This window comes from Bradyrhizobium sp., from assembly GCF_028868675.1.
In the GTDB taxonomy this organism is placed as follows: Bacteria; Pseudomonadota; Alphaproteobacteria; order Rhizobiales; family Xanthobacteraceae; genus Bradyrhizobium.
Genome location: NZ_JAGWUA010000015.1, coordinates 1 through 16,296 on the forward strand (window position 1 = coordinate 1; position 16,296 = coordinate 16,296).

Below are 16,296 nucleotides of genomic sequence, written 5' to 3' on the forward strand. Positions count from 1 at the left end.
TCGCGCGCGATCACGCTGCGCGCGCCGTGGCCGAGCCCCACCACGCCCCAGCCGGAACCGCCGATATGGAAGATCGGCATCGCGACCAGCGACACGTCGTCGGTCGTCCACCTGTTCCAATCGGGGGTGTCCTCGGCGCCGCCGGCCTCGAGCAGGCTCTTGAAGTTCGAATGCGACAGCATCGCGCCCTTCGGCTTGCCGGTGGTGCCTGAGGTATAGAGCTGGATCGCAATGTCCTTCGGGCTGATCGGCACCTTCGCGTCATCGCCGCTCTGGGCGTCGCGCCAGGGCGTGAAATCCGGCCATTCGCCTGCGCCGCCCTCGGTGGTGACGATCGTACGCGCGCCCGGCAGCTTGTCCCTGATCTGGCGCACCAGCGTGATGAACTCGGGTCCGACGAACAGCACCGGCGCCTTGCAGTCCTCGACGATGAAGGCGACCTCGGGACCGGCGAGCCGCCAGTTCACCGGCGCCATCACCACGCCCACCTTGATCGCGCCGAGCAAGAGCTCGAAATAGATGTCGCTGTTCTTGCCGAGATAGGCGATGCGGTCGCCCTTCTTCAGGCCCATCGCCGTCAAGGCATTGGAGACCTTGTTGGTCCTGACGTCGAATTCGGCAAAGCTCGTGGTGCGGCCCTCGAACTCGTAGGCGACGGCGTTGCCGCGGCTCGTGGCGCGTTCGCGCACCATGTCGGCGAGGTTGGCAACCGGCTGCAGGCTGGACATGTTTCTCCCGTGGATCTTGTTCTGTTTGCGTTTCTCATGACGTTTCTCAGGACGTCGTCCCGGACAAGCGCAGCGAAGCGGAGCGCCGATCCGGGACCCATAACCACGGGCAGATGTGGCTATCGGGACTCGGAGTTAAAGCTTCGCGCCGCAACTTCTCCCTGGGGTTATGGGTCCCCGCTTTCGCGGGGACGACGGCTGAGAGCGACACTACCCCCGTGCCGCGCGGTCCTTCTCGTTCTGCGCCTTGATGCTCTCGCGCGCCTTGTTCCAGTCGTCGTCCTTCCAGTCGCGCAGCTGATAGAAATTGCCGCCCATGGCGAGCGCCTGGGCGCCGTCCATGGCGATGGTCTCGCCGTTGATCCAGTCGCAGCCGCCGGAGATCAGGAACACCGCGACGTTCTGCAGCTCCTCCATGGTGCCGACGCGACCCATCGGATTGACCGCCTTGGTGCGCGCCCCGGCCTCGTCGCCGGGCTTGATGCGCTTGCTCATGCCCTCGGTCGGGATCTCGCCCGGCGCGATCGTGTTGAGGCGGATGCCGTATTTGCCCCATTCGACCGCGAGCGACATGGTCATGGCGTGGATCGCGGACTTGCTCATCGCCGACGGCACGACGTAGGGCGAGCCGTTGCGCACCCAGGTCGTGGTGATCGACACGATGTTGCCGGGTTGCCTTGCGGCGATCCAGCGCTTGCCCACCGCATGCGTGACGTAGAACGTGCCGTGCATGACGATGTTGGCAACCGCGTCGAAGCCGCGCGGCGAGAGTTCCTCGGTCCGCGAGATGAAGTTGCCGGCGGCGTTGTTGATGAGATCGGTGAGCGGCGCCTCGCGAAAGATGTTGTCGATCATCTCCTCGACCGCGAGCGCGTTGCGGATGTCGACGCCGTGGCTGGTGACGCGGCCGCCATGCAGGTCCATCAGCTCGGTCGCGGTCTCGTCGCAGACGATCTTGCGCCGGCCGCAGATGTGCACCTCCGCGCCGAGTTGCAGGAAGCGCGCCGCCATGGACTTGCCGAGCCCGGTGCCGCCGCCGGTCACCAGGATGCGCCGGCCGGCCAGAAGATTTTCCTTGAACATGGGTGTTTCCCCCGTAGGGATTGTCAGTTAATTGGTCGATTGACTAAATCCGGCCGTCGGCGTCCTGTAAAGCGGCAACCGGTCAGGAACAGGCAAGAACAGGGGAGAATTGGTCCATGGAAGAGCGCGTCTCGATCTCGATTTCGGAGGGCGTCGCCGACGTCCGCCTGGTGCGGGCGGACAAGATGAACGCGCTGGATCAGGCCATGTTCGAGGCGCTTGTCGCGGCATCCGACCGGCTGTCCCGGGAAAAGGGCGTGCGCGCGGTGGTGCTGTCCGGCGAGGGCCGGGCGTTCTGCGCCGGTCTCGACATGGGGCGCTTCGCCGCCATGAAGGAGAAGGGCGGGAACGGAATTCCGGGCGGCGAAAATCGCGACCTGACCGTGCGCAGCCACGGCAAGGCCAATTTCGCCCAGCAGGCGGTGTGGGGCTGGCGCCAGCTGCCGGTGCCCGTGATCGCCGCCATTCACGGCGTCGCCTTCGGCGGTGGCTTCCAGCTCGCGCTCGGCGCCGACATGCGGTTCCTGTCGGCGGATGCGCGGATGTCGATCATGGAGATCAAATGGGGCCTCGTGCCCGACATGGCGGGCACGCCGATCCTCGCCTCGCTCGTGCGCGACGACATCTTGCGCGACCTCACCTATACGGGCCGTATCTTCTCGGCGCAGGAGGCGATGAGTTTCGGCCTCGCCACCCGCATCTGCGACGATCCGCGCGCCACTGCGCTGGAGGTCGCGCGCGACATCGCGGGCAAGAGCCCCGATGCGATCCGCGCCGCAAAACGCATGCTCAACAATCTCTCGCTCGATCCGGGTCCGGCGCTGCTCGCCGAATCCGTCGAGCAGCAGAAGCTGATCGGCAGCCCGAACCAGACCGAAGCCGTCCGCGCCAACATGGAAAAGCGCGCGCCGAGATTTGCGGACGTGTGAGTCCACGCGTAGCGTCATGGCCGAGCTTGTCCTGGCCATCCACCTTCTTGCGTGCGGCGACGAAGGACGTGGATCACCGGGACAAGCCCGGTGATGACGAAAACCAACAGCGTCGCAAGGCAACAACAAAGACAACAATGACCGAACCGTCCCAAGACTTCCTCGGCGTCGTCTCCGGTGACCGCCGCCGCACCCATGCCGAAGTCGCCGAGCGCGCGGACCGCATCGCGAGCGGCCTGAGCAGGCTCGGCGTCGGGCAGGGCGATTGCGTCTGCATGCTGATGCGCAACGACATCGCCTTCATCGAGGCGGCCTATGCGGCGATGCGGCTTGGAGCCTATGGCGTGCCGATCAACTGGCACTTCAAGCCGGAGGAGATCGAGTACATCCTGAAGGACTCCGCGACGTCCGTGCTGATCGGCCACGCCGACATGCTGCATGGCCTGCGCGAGGCGATTCCGGCGGACGTCACCGTGCTCAGCGTGCCGACGCCGCCGGAGATTTTGAAGACCTACAAGATCGATCCCGCCCGTCTGGCGACGCCGGATTTCGCCATCGACTTCGACGCCTGGCTCGCGCAGCACCCGCCCTACGACGGCCCGGTGGTGCCGCAGCCCACGAACATGATCTACACCTCGGGCACCACGGGCCATCCCAAGGGCGTGCGCCGTGCCGCGCCGACGGCGGAGCAGACCGCCGCCGGCGAGCGCATGCGTGCGATGGTCTATGGGCTGAAGCCCGGCGCCCGCGCGCTGTTGCCGGGCCCGCTCTATCACTCCGCGCCGAACTCGTTCGGCTTGCGCGCAGGCAAGCTCGGCGGCGCGCTGGTGCTGATGCCGCGCTTCGAGCCCGAGGAGTTCCTGCAGTTGATCGAGACCTACCGGATCGACACCATCTTCATGGTGCCGACCATGTTCATTCGCCTGATGAAGCTGCCCGAGGCGGTGCGCAGGAAATACGACGTCTCCTCGCTGCGCCACATCATTCATGCCGCCGCGCCCTGTCCGCCCGACGTCAAGCGCGCCATGATCGCGTGGTGGGGGCCGGTGATCTACGAATTCTATGGCTCGACCGAGTCGGGCGCCGTGACCTTTGCCACTTCCGAGGACGCGCTGAAGAAGCCGGGCACGGTCGGAAAGATCTCGCCCGGCGCGGAGCTGCGCTTCCTCGGCGAGGACGGTCGCGTGCTGCCGGCGGGCGAGGTCGGCGAGATCTATTCGCGCATGCGCGAGATGGCCGACTTCACCTACCACAACAAGCCGGAGAAGCGGACCGAGATCGACCGCGACGGCTTCATCACCTCCGGCGACGTCGGCTACATCGACGCCGACGGCTACGTCTTCATCTGCGACCGCAAGCGCGACATGGTGATCTCGGGCGGCGTCAACATCTATCCGGCCGAGATCGAATCCGTGCTGCACGCCGTGCCCGGCGTGCACGATTGCGCGGTGTTCGGCATCCCCGACGCCGAGTTCGGCGAGGCGCTGATGGCGGTGGTCGAGCCGCAAGCGGGCGTCACGCTGGACGAGGCCGCCATCCGCGCGCAGCTGAAGGCGCATCTCGCCGACTACAAGGTGCCCAAGCACGTCGAGATTCGCACAAACCTGCCGCGGGAAGATTCCGGAAAAATCTTCAAGCGCCGCCTGCGCGATCCCTATTGGGACCATGCCGGGCGGAAGATCTGACAAGACGTAGCCCGGATGGAGCGCAGCGAAATCCGGGTCGGCGTATGGAGTGCACCCCAAAAGTGAGACAAGAAAAACCGGGGACAGTTCTCTAAAGGAGAACGGATGCCCAACAAATCCCCCCGTAAGTTCGATCGAGAATTCAAGCTTGAGGCGGTCCGCCGGCTGTTGGCGGGCGAGACGGTCAGAGCACTTTCAGAGGAGCTGAAGGTGCTGCGCAAAGATCTCTATTCGTGGCGAAAGCTGTTCCGGGCGGGCGGGGCAGAGGCGCTGCGCCCGCTGGGTAGGCCTCGCAAGGGCGATGGCGTCGCGACGGCGAAAGTGAAGAAGCGGGCGCGCGAGATCGCGACTAGTGATCCCGCCGCGGCCGAGCGAATTGCCGAGCTCGAACGCAAGGTCGGTCAGCAGCAGATCGAACTGGATTTTTTTCGACAAGCCTTGCGGCGGGTCAGGGAAGCACGGCGGCCGACCGCCGGACCTGGCGCGACGGGATCTACGCGGTCATCCAAGCGATGACAGCCGCCCTGTCGCAAGGCGAACTCACGATCGATCGGATGTGCGCCCTGGCGGGCGTCAGCCGTGCCGGCTATTACCGTCACTGGGCAGCCTCCGCCCCGCGTGCGGAAGAGACCGAGGTGCGGGACGCGATCCAGCGGCTGGCGCTGGCGCACCGGCATTATGGCTATCGCCGGATCACGGCTCTGCTACGCCGGGAAGGCTTTGCGGTGAACAGCAAACGCGTGCTGCGCCTGATGCGGCGGGATAACCTGCTGTGCCTGCGGCAAAAGCCGTTCGTGCCCGTCACGACGGACTCGCACCATGGCTGGCGCGTGGTGCCGAACCTCGCCCGCGGCATGGTGCCAAACGGTCTCGACCAGCTCTGGGTAGCCGACCTCACCTACATCCGGCTGGGAGAAGAGTTCGTCTATCTCGCCGTGGTGATCGATGCCTTCAGCCGGCGCGTGATCGGCTGGGCGCTGGAAACGCACCTCGAGGCAAGCCTTGCGATCGCAGCACTCGCGATGGCGATCGAGGCGCGTCGGCCGACGCCCGGCAGCCTGGTCCACCACTCCGACCGCGGTACCCAATATGCCTGCGCCGACTACACCGAACTGCTGCAGCAGCACGACATTGTCGCCAGCATGAGCCGGGTCGGCAATCCCTACGACAATGCCAAGGCGGAGAGCTTCATGAAGACTCTCAAAACGGAGGAGGTCAACGGCCAGACCTACCGCGATGCGCAGCATGCCAGAAATGCCATCGGCAACTTCATCGAGGAGGTGTACAACCGACAACGCCTGCACTCGGCGCTCGCCTACCGGCCCCCCGCCGAGTTCGAAGAAATTTTACCGCTCTGCGGGGCTGCTGCGCAGCAGCCCCGCAGAGCGGCCCCGATCGCTCAACCTGTCCAGCCGGCCTAGGGCGGTGGACCCAACCTGTCCCCCCGTTATCGTGTCTCACGATAGGGGTGCACTCCAGTACGAGCACATGCAGTTGTCCCGGATTACGCTGCGCTCCATCCGGGCTACAAGTTCCGATAACGACCAGGAGGTTTTCATGAGTGATGCGGCAGCCGCAGGCAAGGCCGAGACGAAGGAAGTCCTCTGCGAGGTCGCCGACCACATCGCGGTCGTCACCCTGAATGCGCCCGAGCGGATGAACACGATCTCCGGCCCGATGCTCAACGAGCTGGCACGGATCCTGATCGTGGCCAACGAGGACCCGAACGTCCGCTGCGTCATCCTCACCGGCAAGGGCCGCGCCTTCTGCGCCGGCCTCGATCTGCGCCGCGAGCGCGACGGCAACGGCTTGAGCGCGGCGTCCTCGCCGACCACGCTCAATTTGCGCAACACGCCGCCGACCGTGCTGCACGCCATGGACAAGCCGACGATCTGCGCGGTGAACGGCGGCGCCGCCGGCTACGGCATGGACACCGCGCTCGGCTGCGACATCCGCATCATGGCGGAATCGGCAAAGCTCGCAGCCGCCTTCGTCAAGCGCGGCGTGGTGCCGGAATCCGGCGGCACCTGGCTGTTGCCCCGCATGCTCGGCTGGGCAAAGGCCTCCGAGCTGATCTTCACCGGCCGTACCCTCAGCGCGCGCGAATCTCTGGAATGGGGCCTCGCCAACGAGGTGGTGCCGGACGGCGAGCTGATGGGCCGCGCCGTGATGCTCGCCCGCGAGATCGCCGCCAACGCGCCGCTCGCAGTGCAAGCCTCCAAGCGCATGATGCGGATGGGCCTCGACGAGACCTTCCCCGACCACGTCCATCACGTCTACCTGCAGCTCCTGCCGCTGTTCAAGACCCACGACATGGCCGAGGGCATGAAGGCCTTCATGGAAAAGCGCGCGCCGAAATTCGAGGGACGGTAGGGCGGGCCCCATACTCAGCACGCGTAGCCCGGATGAAGCGGAGCGAAATCCGGGGCCGGTGCCGTCCCGTATTCCGCTTCGCTTCATACGGGCTACCAGCCGACGGTGCCGGTGAGCGACACGACATCCGCGCCAATCACCTACGACATCGAGTATCGCTTCGCCTGCCTTGGCCCCAATATCTACTGTGCATGGGGTTGAACCTCAAAAAGAGGAGCCTCCAACTTCATCTTGCACCGCGGCAAAAAACTTGCACACTCGGCCGGGCCGGGACTGCCACGGGAGGCGCTCACTCATGTCCCTCCAGACCATGCCGACCGACGCCGCCGACCGTCCCAGCCGCGCCGAGGAGGCGCAGGCGCTGGAAGCCGAGGCGCGGCTCAGGGACGACATCCGCCTGCTCGGGCGCATCCTGGGCGACACCGTGCGCAACCAGGAGGGCGCCGACGTGTTCGACCTGGTCGAGCGCATCCGGCAGACCTCGATCCGGTTCCATCGCGACGAGGACCGGCTCGCGCGCGGCGAGCTGGAAGAGATCCTCGACGGCATGTCGATCGCCGACACGCTCCGCATCGTCCGCGCCTTCAGCTACTTCTCCCACCTCGCCAACATTGCCGAGGACCAGAACAACATCCGCCAGATGCGCGCGCGCAGCGACACGAAGGGCGGCGGGGCGGGCGTGCTGGCCGAGACGCTTGCCCACGCGAAAAGGGCGGGCCTCAGCTCCGACGAGCTGCGCCGCTTCTTCAGGGACGCGCTGGTCAGCCCGGTGCTGACCGCGCATCCGACCGAGGTCCGCCGTAAGAGCACCATGGACCGCGAGATGGAGATCGCCGCGCTGCTCGACCGCCGCGAGCGCGTCAACCTGACGTCTGACGAGGCGGCCGCGTCCGATGAGCAGCTGCGCCGCGAGGTGCTGACGCTGTGGCAGACCAACCTCCTGCGCCGGACCAAGCTGAACGTGCTCGACGAGGTCGCCAACGGGCTGTCGTTCTACGACTACACCTTCCTGCACGAGGTGCCGCGGCTGATCAACGCGCTGGAGGATCGGCTTGAGGAGGGCAGCGAGGCGGCGGGCGAGCTCGCCTCGTTCCTGCGCATGGGAAGCTGGATCGGCGGCGACCGCGACGGCAACCCCTTCGTCACAGCCGACGTCATGCGCGGCACGCTGCGGCTGCAGTCGAGCCGGGTGATGCAGTTGTATCTCGAGGAGCTGCACGTGCTCGGCTCGGAGCTGTCGATTGCCGCGCACCTTGCCGACGTCTCAGAGGAGCTGCGCGCGCTCGCCGAACGCTCGCCCGATACCTCGCCGCACCGGAGCGACGAGCCCTATCGTCTCGCGGTGTCGGGCATCTATGCGCGCCTCACCGCGACTGCCGAGAAGCTCCAGGTCGAGATCACGCGCAGGCCCGTGGGGCAGGGGACGCCGTACGCGAGCGTCAAGGAGCTGCAGGCCGATCTCGACGTGCTGCACCGCTCGCTGATCTCCAACAACGCCCGCGTCATCGCCCGCGGCCGGCTGCGGCTGTTGCGGCGCGCGGTGGATTGCTTCGGCTTCCATCTGGCGCGGCTCGACATCCGTCAGAATTCGGCGGTGCACGAGCGCACCATCGCCGAGCTAGTCGATTCCGCCAATCCCGGCATGTCCTATCTCGCGCTCGGCGAGGAGGCGCGCATTGCGCTGTTGTCCGGCGAGTTGCGCAGCCCCCGTTCGCTGGTGTCGCCCTTCGTCAAGTACAGCGAGGAGACGCTCGGCGAGCTCGCGGTGTTCCACGCGGCGGCGGAAGCGCACGCCACGTTCGGCTCGGACGTGATCCCCCAATGCATCATCTCCATGTGCAAGGGCATGTCCGACATGCTGGAGGTGGCGGTGCTGCTGAAGGAGGTGGGTCTGATCCATCCCTCCGGGCGCAGCGCCATCAACATCGTGCCGCTGTTCGAGACCATCGAGGACCTGCAGGCCTCATCGGCGATCATGGACCGCATGCTGTCGCTGCACGACTACCGGCGCCTCGTCGACAGCCGCGGCGCGGTGCAGGAGGTGATGCTCGGCTATTCCGACAGCAACAAGGACGGTGGCTTCGTCACCTCGGGCTGGGAGCTCTACAAGGCCGAAATCAACCTCGTCGAGGCGTTCGGGCGCCATGGCGTGCGCCTGCGCCTGTTCCACGGTCGCGGCGGCTCGGTCGGCCGCGGCGGCGGGCCGAGCTATGACGCGATCATCGCGCAGCCCGGCGGGGCCGTAAACGGCCAGATCCGCATCACCGAACAGGGTGAGATCATCTCGTCGAAATATTCCAATGCCGAGGTCGGGCGCAGCAATCTGGAGGTCCTCGCCGCCGCCACGCTGGAAGCGAGCCTGCTGCATCCGCGCCAGAGCGCGCCGCGCCGCGAGTATCTGACCGCGATGGACGAACTGTCGAGACTCGCCTTCAGGGCCTATCGCGGCCTCGTCTACGAGACCGAGGGCTTCGTGGACTATTTCTGGTCGTCGACGGTCATCAACGAGATCGCGACGCTCAACATCGGCAGCCGCCCGGCCTCGCGGAAGAAGACCCGGGCCATCGAGGATCTGCGCGCCATTCCCTGGGTGTTCTCATGGGCGCAATGCCGCCTGATGCTGCCGGGCTGGTACGGCTTTGGCAGCGCGGTCGAGGCCTGGATCGCCGCGCACCCCGACAAGGGCATGCCGTTCCTGAAAGAGCTCTACCGCGACTGGCCGTTCTTCCGCATGCTGTTGTCGAACATGGACATGGTGCTCGCCAAGAGCTCGATCGCCATCGCCTCGCGCTATGCCGAACTCGTGCCGGACGAAGCCCTGCGCGAGAAGATTTTCGGCCGCATCCGCCGCGAATGGCATTCGGCGATCGAGACGCTGCTGGCCATCATGGGCCACGACCGGCTGCTGCAGGGCAACCCGCTCCTGGAGCGTTCGGTGCGCCACCGCTTCCCCTATCTCGATCCGCTCAACCACGTGCAGGTCGAGCTCCTGAAGGAGCATCGCGCGCAAAGCCCTGATGAGGCCGTGCTGCGTGGCATTCAACTCACCATCAACGGCATCTCGGCGGGCTTGCGGAATACGGGGTAGCCAGGCGAATGGCGAGCAGCGAATGGAATCGCTCGCCATTCGCCACTCGCTGCTCGCGCTCAGACGGGATCCCAGGAGAAGATGTCGCCCGACCGGTCGAGCTTGTAGAAGGAGTCCTTGAGCGCCGGCATGCCGTGCTCGGCGATGCTCTGCGGCGTCCAGCCTTCGCCGCGGTGCACCGAGCGCAGCGGACGGTTCTGGCTGAACAGGAAGATCTCGTTCATGCGCACGCCGAAGATCTGCCCGGTGACGTCCTTGGCGTGATCGCCGAGCAGATAGGCGCAGACCGGCGCGATCTTTTCCGGGCCCATCTGCTTGATCTTCTCGACGCGCGCCTTCTGGGCGTCCGTCTCGGTCGGGATGGTGCCGATCATGCGGGTCCAGGCGAAGGGAGATACGCAGTTGGAGCGCACGTTGAAGCGGCCCATGTCGAGCGCGATCGACTTGGAGAGCCCGACGATGCCGAGCTTGGCGGCGGCGTAGTTCGCCTGGCCGAAGTTGCCGATCAGGCCCGAGGTCGAGGTGAAATGCACGAAGGAGCCGCTCTCCTGCTCGCGGAAGATCCGCGCCGCCGCGTGGCTGACGTAGAACGAGCCCATCAGGTGCACCTTGATGACGGCCTCGAAGGCTTCCACGCTCATCTTGTGGAAGATCATGTCGCGCAAAATGCCGGCATTGTTGACCACGCCGTCGAGCCGGCCGAAATGATCGGTCGCGGTCTTGACGATCTTGCTCGCGGGAATGGCCTCGGCCACCGACTCGAAGTTCGGCACGGCCGTCCCGCCGCGCCTCTTGATCTCCTCGACCACCTCCTCGGCGGGAGTGGCCGACGAACCGGCGCCGTCCGCCGCGCCGCCGGGATCGTTGACCACCACCTTGGCGCCCTCGGCCGCGCAGAGCAGCGCGATCTCGCGCCCGATGCCGCGGCCCGCGCCGGTGACGATGATGACCTTGTCCTGCAGTGATTTTGCCATGATACCCTCTTGTGTTGTTGTTCCTCGCGGCAGAGCCAAGCACCTCCCGTCATGCGCGGGCTTGACCCGCGCATCCATCCACCTTCAGAAGAGGATGGATTGCCGGGTCAAGCCCGGCAATGACGGTTGTGCGTTGCTCATGCCGCTCACCTCTCGTTCGTAAAGATGATCGTGCCGGAGGCGGCGAACATGCCGCCGACGCCGTGACACACCGAAATCTTCGCGTTCGGCACCTGCGCCGGCGCGATGCCGCGCATCTGCCGCACGCTCTCCTGCAGCGCGTACATGCCGTACATGCCCGAATGCATGTAGGAGAGCCCGCCGCCATTGGTGTTGAGCGGCAACTTGCCGCCCGGCCGCGTGTTGCCGTCCGCGATGAACTTGCCGGTCTCCTCATGGGGCATGAAGCCGAGATCGCCGAGCCCGAACAGCGGCAGGTGCGCAAACGCGTCGTAGATCATGAGATGATCGACGTCCTTGTGGGCGATGCCGGCCTCCTTGAAGGCGAGCGGGCCCGCCACCTTGAAGGCGCGCGAGGAGTTGAAGGTCTCCATCTGGCTGACCATCGGGGTCTCGACGCTCTCGCCGGTACCCATGATGTAGACCGGCTTCCTCGGAAAGTCCTTGGCGCGGTCGGCCGAGGTCAGGATCAGCGCGCCGCCGCCGTCGGTGACGAGGCAGCACTGCAGGAGCCGGAACGGATAGGCGATCATGCGCGAGTTGAGCACGTCGGCGACCGTGATCGGGTCCTTCATCATGGCGCGCGGGTTCTTCGCCGCCCATTCCCGCTGCACCACGGCGACCATGGAGAGCTGCTCATGGGTGATGCCGTAGGTCTTCATAAAGCGCAGCACGGGGATCGGGAACATGCTGGGCGGGCCGTAGACGCCGAACGGCGCCTCGAACTGGCCCTGCAGGCTGTCGGCCGGGATCGAGCGCGGCAGCTTGCCGATCATCGACTTGCCGCTCTCGGCGTGCGTGATCAGCACGGTCTTGCACAGGCCCGCCTCGATCGCCGCCGCGGCATGGCGGACATGAAGCATGAACGAGCAGCCGCCGACCGAGGTGCCGTCGACCCAGGTCGGCTTGATGCCGAGATAGTGGCAGACCTGCTGCGGGCTCTCGACCGCGGTGGCAAAACCGTCGATGTCGGACAGTTTCAGCCCGGCATCGGCAATGGCATTCAGCGCCGCATCCGCGTGAAGCTGGATCTGCGACATGTTGGGGATGACGCCGAGCTCGGTGGTTTCGGCCGCGCCGACGACGGCGACCTGGTTCCTGCGCATCGCCGCTTACCCCTTCGCCGGACGGAACACGGGGAGGGTGATCTTGTCGTCGAGCTGCTCGAAGGCGACCTCGAGCTTCATGTCGAGCGCGAGCGCCTCCGGCGTCTGCGGGCAGTCGATGATGTTGCTCATCATGCGCGGCCCTTCCTCGAGTTCGACCACGGCGATCGCATAAGGCGCGGTGAAGCCGGGCGCAGCGGGGCGATGATTGATGACGTAGCTGTAGAGCGTGCCCTTGCCGCTGGCCTTGAAGGTGGTGACCTTGCGGTGCGCGCAGGACGGGCAGAACGGGCGCGGCGGGAAATAGACATGGGCGCAGGCGTCGCAGCGCTGCAGGCGCAGTTCGCTGGCTTTCGTGCCGTCCCAGAAGTGCTGTGTTTCCGGCGTCGGTTTCGGTCGCGCGCGCTGCGGTTCGGCCATCTCGGCGGGTCCTCCAAAGGTGCGGACCGATCGCCCGCTCGTTCCGGTCTTGATGCGACAATTGACCATTCTCCGTCAACGGTCCAGCAAGGCGCGCGCATGGATGCATCCCTGACGCGCATAATCGAGGCGGCCAAGCTTGTATCGCGCCGGAAGCGCGATAGATTGCCGACACCAAATATTCCGCGAGACAGACATGCCCAATCATCCGACGCTGGCCACGCTGGCCGCCGACCTCGACAGCGGCCGTACGACATCCCGCAAGCTGGTAGAGGAATGCCTTGCCCGGATCGCCGATCCTGCCGGCGAGGGGCGGCGCGCCTTCGTCCATGTCGACAAGGGGGCAGCGCTTGCCGCGGCCGAGGCCATGGACGGCCTGCGCAAGGTCAACGCGGCGCCGTCGCGCTATGCCGGCATTCCGATCTCGATCAAGGACCTCTTCGACATCAAGGGCCAGGTGACGCGCGCCGGCTCCCGGGCGCTCGACGATTCCCCGCCGGCGGAACACGATGCGGCCACGGTGGCGCGGCTGCGCGCGGCCGGTTTCGTGCTGATCGGCCGCACCAACATGACCGAGTTCGCCTATTCGGGCATCGGCATCAATCCGCATTTCGGTACGCCCAAGGGAGGGTGGAACCGCGCCGCGGGCCACGTTCCCGGCGGCTCCTCCTCGGGCGCCGCGGTATCGGTGCTGGACGGCATGGCGCATGGCGCGCTCGGCACCGACACCGGCGGTTCCTGCCGGATTCCGGCGGCCTATAACGGCATCGTCGGCTACAAGCCGACGCAGCGCCGCGTGCCGCTGGACGGCGCGGTGCCGCTGTCGTTTTCGCTCGACAGCATCGGGCCGCTGGCGCGCTCGGTCGGCTGCTGCGCCGTGCTCGATGCGGTGCTGGCCAACGAGCCGATCGTCGCGCCAAGACCTCGTCCCGTGCAGGGCATGCGGCTTGCGCTGCCGACCACGATCGCGCTCGACGATCTCGACGCCGAGGTCGCCGCAACGTTCGAACGCGCGCTGAAATCGCTGTCGAGCCACGGCGCCTTCATCGAACGCATCGAGATGGCGGAGCTCCACGACATCGGGCCGATGAACGCCAAGGGCGGCTTCGCCGCCGCCGAGAGCTTTGCCTGGCACCGCTATCTCATCACCAGCAAGGGGCAGGTCTACGATCCGCGCGTCGCGGTGCGCATCATGCGCGGCGAAGCACAGAGCGCGGCCGACTATATCGATCTCATCAACGAGCGCCGGTCGCTGATCGCGCGGGTCAACGCGCGGCTTGCGCCCTACGATGCGCTGGTGCTGCCGACCACGGCCAACACGCCGCCGAGGATCGCCGATCTCGCCGACGACAAGGCGTTCACCACGGCAAATCTGCGTTCCTTGCGCAACTGCACCCTGATCAACATGATCGACGGCTGCGCGATCTCGCTGCCTGCGCACCGCGAGGGCGAGATGCCGGTTGGTCTGATGCTCGCGGGCGCCGGCGGATCGGACCGGCGCATCTTCGAGCTCGCCGCCGGCATGGAGGCGGTGATCCGTGTTTGACCTGACGTTCACCGTCGACGCGAAGGGGACGACGACGCCGCTGACGCTTGCCATCGATCGGGCCGTCATCGCCGGCTGGACCGGGCGCGATCCCGTCGCCCGCGACAGGCACATTGCGGAACTGGAGGCGGTCGGCATCGCACGGCCGGCCACGACGCCGATCTACTACCGCGTCTCGGCGCGGCGGCTGACCATGGCTGACGCGATCGAGGTCTGCGGCGGCGATTCCTCGGGCGAGGTCGAGTTCGTGCTGATCGGCTGGCAGGGCCGCATCTTCGTCGGCTGCGGCTCCGACCACACCGACCGCAAGGTCGAGGCCTACAACGTGACGGTGTCGAAGCAGATGTGCGACAAGGTGGTGGCGCCGGTGCTGTGGGAGCTCGAAGACGTCGCCGGCCACTGGGACCGGATGATTTTGCGGGCGCATGCCTGGATCGACGGCGCGCGCGTGCTCTACCAGGAGGGTACGCTGGACGCGATGCTGTCCGTGGACGAACTGATCGCGCGCGGCTTTGCGGAAAAACGCCTGCCGGACGGCTGCGCCATGTTTGGCGGCACCTTCGCCGCCAAGGGCGGCATCCGGCCCGCCGACCGCTTCGAGTTCGAGCTGGAGGACCCCGTGCTGAAGCGCACGATCCGGCATGGGTATGATGTGATCGCGCTGCCGGTGCTGGGGTGATTTGTCGTCATTGCAATGATGGCGGAGACGACGGAAATCGGGTGGCGACGTGCGTGTGGTTTTGCGAAGGTTTCGGCCATGACGGCGACTGCACGAAAATCAGCTCAATCCCTTGCCGCCAATCCCGCCACCCGCGTCGATGCGCTCGACTGGACGAGCATCACGAGCGAGCTCGACGCGCAGGGCTGCGCCGTCCTGAAAGACCTGCTCACGGCCGACGAATGCTGTGCCGTCGCCGCGCTCTATCCCGACGACTCCCGCTTCCGCAGCCGCGTCGTCATGGGTCGCCACGGCTTTGGCCGCGGCGAGTACAAGTACTTCTCCGATCCGTTGCCGGAGCTGATCGCCGAGCTCCGACCGGTGCTCTACGCACATCTGCAAGGCATCGCCAACCGCTGGAACGAGGCGATGGGGATCGACATCCGCTATCCCGCGGCGCACGCGGCGTTCCTGAAGCGCTGCCATGAGGCGGGCCAGACCCGGCCGACGCCGCTATTGCTGCAATACGAGGCCGGCGACTACAACTGCCTGCATCAGGATATCTACGGCGAGCACGTCTTCCCGTTGCAGGTCGCGATCCTCTTGTCCGAGCCGGGCCGCGACTTCACCGGCGGTGAGTTCGTGCTGACCGAGCAGCGCCCGCGCATGCAGTCGCGTGCCGAGGTCGTGCCGCTGGCGCAGGGCGATGCGGTGGCGTTTGCCGTGCATCACCGCCCGGTGCAGGGGACACGCGGCACCTATCGTGTGAATTTGCGGCATGGCGTCAGCCGGATCCGCTCGGGGCGGCGCCACACACTCGGTGTGATCTTCCATGACGCCAAGTGAACCCATTCATCGATGACGGACCTGTTCGATCGCGTCGCCGAAACGCAGCCGCCGCGCGAGGACATCGCCGATGGCGCGGTGCTGCTGCGCGGGTTCGTCAGGCCGATCGAGAACGATCTGCTCGCGGCCTTGCGCGCGATCGTCGCCCAGGCGCCGTTCCGGCGGATGTTCACGCCGGGCGGCCACCAGATGTCGGTGGCGATGACCAGTTGCGGCGATTGCGGCTGGGTCACCGATCGCAGCGGCTATCGCTACGATGCCGCCGATCCGCAATCCGGAAAGGCCTAGCCGGCGATGCCGGATGTGTTCCGTGAGCTTGCGGCGCGATCGGCGGAGGAGGGCGGCTTTGCCGGCTTCGCGCCCGATACCTGTCTCATCAATCGCTACGAGCCCGGCGCGCGGATGTCGCTGCATCAGGACAGGGACGAGCGGGATTTTTCCGCGCCGATCGTCTCGGTCTCGCTCGGGCTTCCCGCGATCTTCCTGTTCGGCGGCCTGAGGCGCGCCGACAAGCCGCGGCGCTTTCGGCTCGCCCATGGCGACGTCGTGGTCTGGGGCGGACCGTCGCGGCTTGCCTATCACGGCGTCGCGCCGCTTGCCGATGGCGAGCACCCGCTGTTGGGTCGGCAACGCGTCAACCTGACGTTCCGCAGGGCGCGCTGACGCGTTTCCTCCGGTTA

At 66.5% G+C, this 16,296-nt stretch carries 14 protein-coding genes and 1 pseudogene; 10 read left to right on the top strand and 5 right to left on the bottom strand.

Features of this window, described 5'->3' with window-relative positions:
• Together KGM94_RS03865 and KGM94_RS03870 are read right to left on the bottom strand one after the other, a co-directional pair.
• Positions 1–728 (bottom strand): AMP-binding protein (locus KGM94_RS03865; protein ID WP_300255168.1); only part of this gene is annotated, 728 nt, incomplete at its 3' end.
• A 210-nt stretch (positions 729–938) separates the two neighbouring features.
• Positions 939–1,811 (bottom strand): SDR family oxidoreductase, encoded by an 873-nt coding sequence (locus KGM94_RS03870; RefSeq protein ID WP_300255170.1) that lies wholly within the window; start codon positions 1,809–1,811, stop codon positions 939–941.
• Positions 1,812–1,927: 116 nt separating this feature from the next.
• Here KGM94_RS03870 and KGM94_RS03875 point away from each other — a divergent pair, with 116 nt between their 5' ends.
• The 6 genes from KGM94_RS03875 to ppc all read left to right on the top strand — a co-directional run bounded on the left by KGM94_RS03875 (position 1,928) and on the right by ppc (position 9,886).
• Positions 1,928–2,740: a crotonase/enoyl-CoA hydratase family protein gene (locus KGM94_RS03875; protein WP_300255172.1), complete on the top strand. Its 813-nt coding sequence runs from the start codon at positions 1,928–1,930 to the stop codon at positions 2,738–2,740.
• A gap of 137 nt (positions 2,741–2,877) precedes the next feature.
• Positions 2,878–4,425, top strand: a complete 1,548-nt coding sequence (locus KGM94_RS03880; protein WP_300255174.1) for an acyl-CoA synthetase — start codon at positions 2,878–2,880, stop codon at positions 4,423–4,425.
• A gap of 105 nt (positions 4,426–4,530) precedes the next feature.
• Entirely contained in the window at positions 4,531–4,941 is a 411-nt protein-coding gene (locus KGM94_RS03885; protein WP_300255176.1) for a helix-turn-helix domain-containing protein, read from the top strand.
• A complete protein-coding gene (locus KGM94_RS03890) occupies positions 4,938–5,846 on the top strand; it encodes an IS3 family transposase (protein ID WP_300255178.1) in 909 nt (302 codons plus the stop codon). The genes KGM94_RS03885 and KGM94_RS03890 overlap by 4 nt, the downstream gene beginning before the upstream one ends.
• A 136-nt stretch (positions 5,847–5,982) precedes the next feature.
• A complete protein-coding gene (locus KGM94_RS03895; RefSeq protein WP_300255179.1) occupies positions 5,983–6,798 on the top strand; it encodes an enoyl-CoA hydratase-related protein in 816 nt (271 codons plus the stop codon).
• Positions 6,799–7,093: 295 nt separating this feature from the next.
• Positions 7,094–9,886 (top strand): phosphoenolpyruvate carboxylase, encoded by a 2,793-nt coding sequence (gene ppc, locus KGM94_RS03900; protein WP_300255181.1) that lies wholly within the window; start codon positions 7,094–7,096, stop codon positions 9,884–9,886.
• A 59-nt stretch (positions 9,887–9,945) separates the two neighbouring features.
• Here the strand turns inward: ppc and KGM94_RS03905 are convergent, their stop codons facing one another.
• The 3 genes from KGM94_RS03905 to KGM94_RS03915 all read right to left on the bottom strand — a co-directional run bounded on the left by KGM94_RS03905 (position 9,946) and on the right by KGM94_RS03915 (position 12,566).
• Positions 9,946–10,860 carry an SDR family oxidoreductase gene (locus KGM94_RS03905; RefSeq protein WP_300255183.1) on the bottom strand — a complete coding sequence of 305 codons (915 nt, stop codon included), beginning with the start codon at positions 10,858–10,860 and terminating at the stop codon, positions 9,946–9,948.
• Positions 10,861–11,006: 146 nt separating this feature from the next.
• Positions 11,007–12,146, bottom strand: a complete 1,140-nt coding sequence (locus KGM94_RS03910; RefSeq protein WP_300255185.1) for a thiolase — start codon at positions 12,144–12,146, stop codon at positions 11,007–11,009.
• Positions 12,147–12,152: 6 nt separating this feature from the next.
• On the bottom strand, positions 12,153–12,566 hold the full coding sequence (locus KGM94_RS03915; protein WP_300255187.1) for an OB-fold domain-containing protein: 414 nt from the start codon (positions 12,564–12,566) through the stop codon (positions 12,153–12,155).
• Between the two features lie 196 nt (positions 12,567–12,762).
• Between KGM94_RS03915 and KGM94_RS03920 the strand changes: the two genes are divergently transcribed.
• The 4 genes and pseudogenes from KGM94_RS03920 (at position 12,763) to alkB (ending at position 16,279) form a co-directional block, all read left to right on the top strand.
• On the top strand, positions 12,763–14,112 hold the full coding sequence (locus KGM94_RS03920) for an amidase (RefSeq protein WP_300255189.1): 1,350 nt from the start codon (positions 12,763–12,765) through the stop codon (positions 14,110–14,112).
• On the top strand, positions 14,105–14,791 hold the full coding sequence (locus tag KGM94_RS03925) for a DUF2848 domain-containing protein (protein ID WP_300255191.1): 687 nt from the start codon (positions 14,105–14,107) through the stop codon (positions 14,789–14,791). The genes KGM94_RS03920 and KGM94_RS03925 overlap by 8 nt, the downstream gene beginning before the upstream one ends.
• 78 nt (positions 14,792–14,869) lie before the next feature.
• Complete coding sequence (locus KGM94_RS03930) at positions 14,870–15,616, top strand: 2OG-Fe(II) oxygenase (RefSeq protein ID WP_300255193.1); 747 nt, start codon at positions 14,870–14,872, stop codon at positions 15,614–15,616.
• Positions 15,617–15,628: 12 nt separating this feature from the next.
• Positions 15,629–16,279, top strand: a pseudogene (gene alkB / locus KGM94_RS03935) (DNA oxidative demethylase AlkB).
• The last annotated feature ends 17 nt before the right edge of the window (positions 16,280–16,296 follow it).

Bases quoted from the DNA above. Each gene is read 5' to 3' on its own strand.
- KGM94_RS03930 (WP_300255193.1), top strand. From the start codon at position 14,870: ATGACGGCGACTGCACGAAAATCAGCTCAATCCCTTGCCGCCAATCCC.
- KGM94_RS03885 (WP_300255176.1), top strand. From the start codon at position 4,531: ATGCCCAACAAATCCCCCCGTAAGTTCGATCGAGAATTCAAGCTTGAG.
- KGM94_RS03875 (WP_300255172.1), top strand. From the start codon at position 1,928: ATGGAAGAGCGCGTCTCGATCTCGATTTCGGAGGGCGTCGCCGACGTC.
- KGM94_RS03910 (WP_300255185.1), bottom strand. From the start codon at position 12,146: ATGCGCAGGAACCAGGTCGCCGTCGTCGGCGCGGCCGAAACCACCGAG.
- ppc (WP_300255181.1), top strand. From the start codon at position 7,094: ATGTCCCTCCAGACCATGCCGACCGACGCCGCCGACCGTCCCAGCCGC.
- KGM94_RS03880 (WP_300255174.1), top strand. From the start codon at position 2,878: ATGACCGAACCGTCCCAAGACTTCCTCGGCGTCGTCTCCGGTGACCGC.
- KGM94_RS03915 (WP_300255187.1), bottom strand. From the start codon at position 12,566: ATGGCCGAACCGCAGCGCGCGCGACCGAAACCGACGCCGGAAACACAG.
- KGM94_RS03920 (WP_300255189.1), top strand. From the start codon at position 12,763: ATGCCCAATCATCCGACGCTGGCCACGCTGGCCGCCGACCTCGACAGC.
- KGM94_RS03870 (WP_300255170.1), bottom strand. From the start codon at position 1,811: ATGTTCAAGGAAAATCTTCTGGCCGGCCGGCGCATCCTGGTGACCGGC.
- KGM94_RS03890 (WP_300255178.1), top strand. From the start codon at position 4,938: ATGACAGCCGCCCTGTCGCAAGGCGAACTCACGATCGATCGGATGTGC.
- KGM94_RS03895 (WP_300255179.1), top strand. From the start codon at position 5,983: ATGAGTGATGCGGCAGCCGCAGGCAAGGCCGAGACGAAGGAAGTCCTC.
- KGM94_RS03905 (WP_300255183.1), bottom strand. From the start codon at position 10,860: ATGGCAAAATCACTGCAGGACAAGGTCATCATCGTCACCGGCGCGGGC.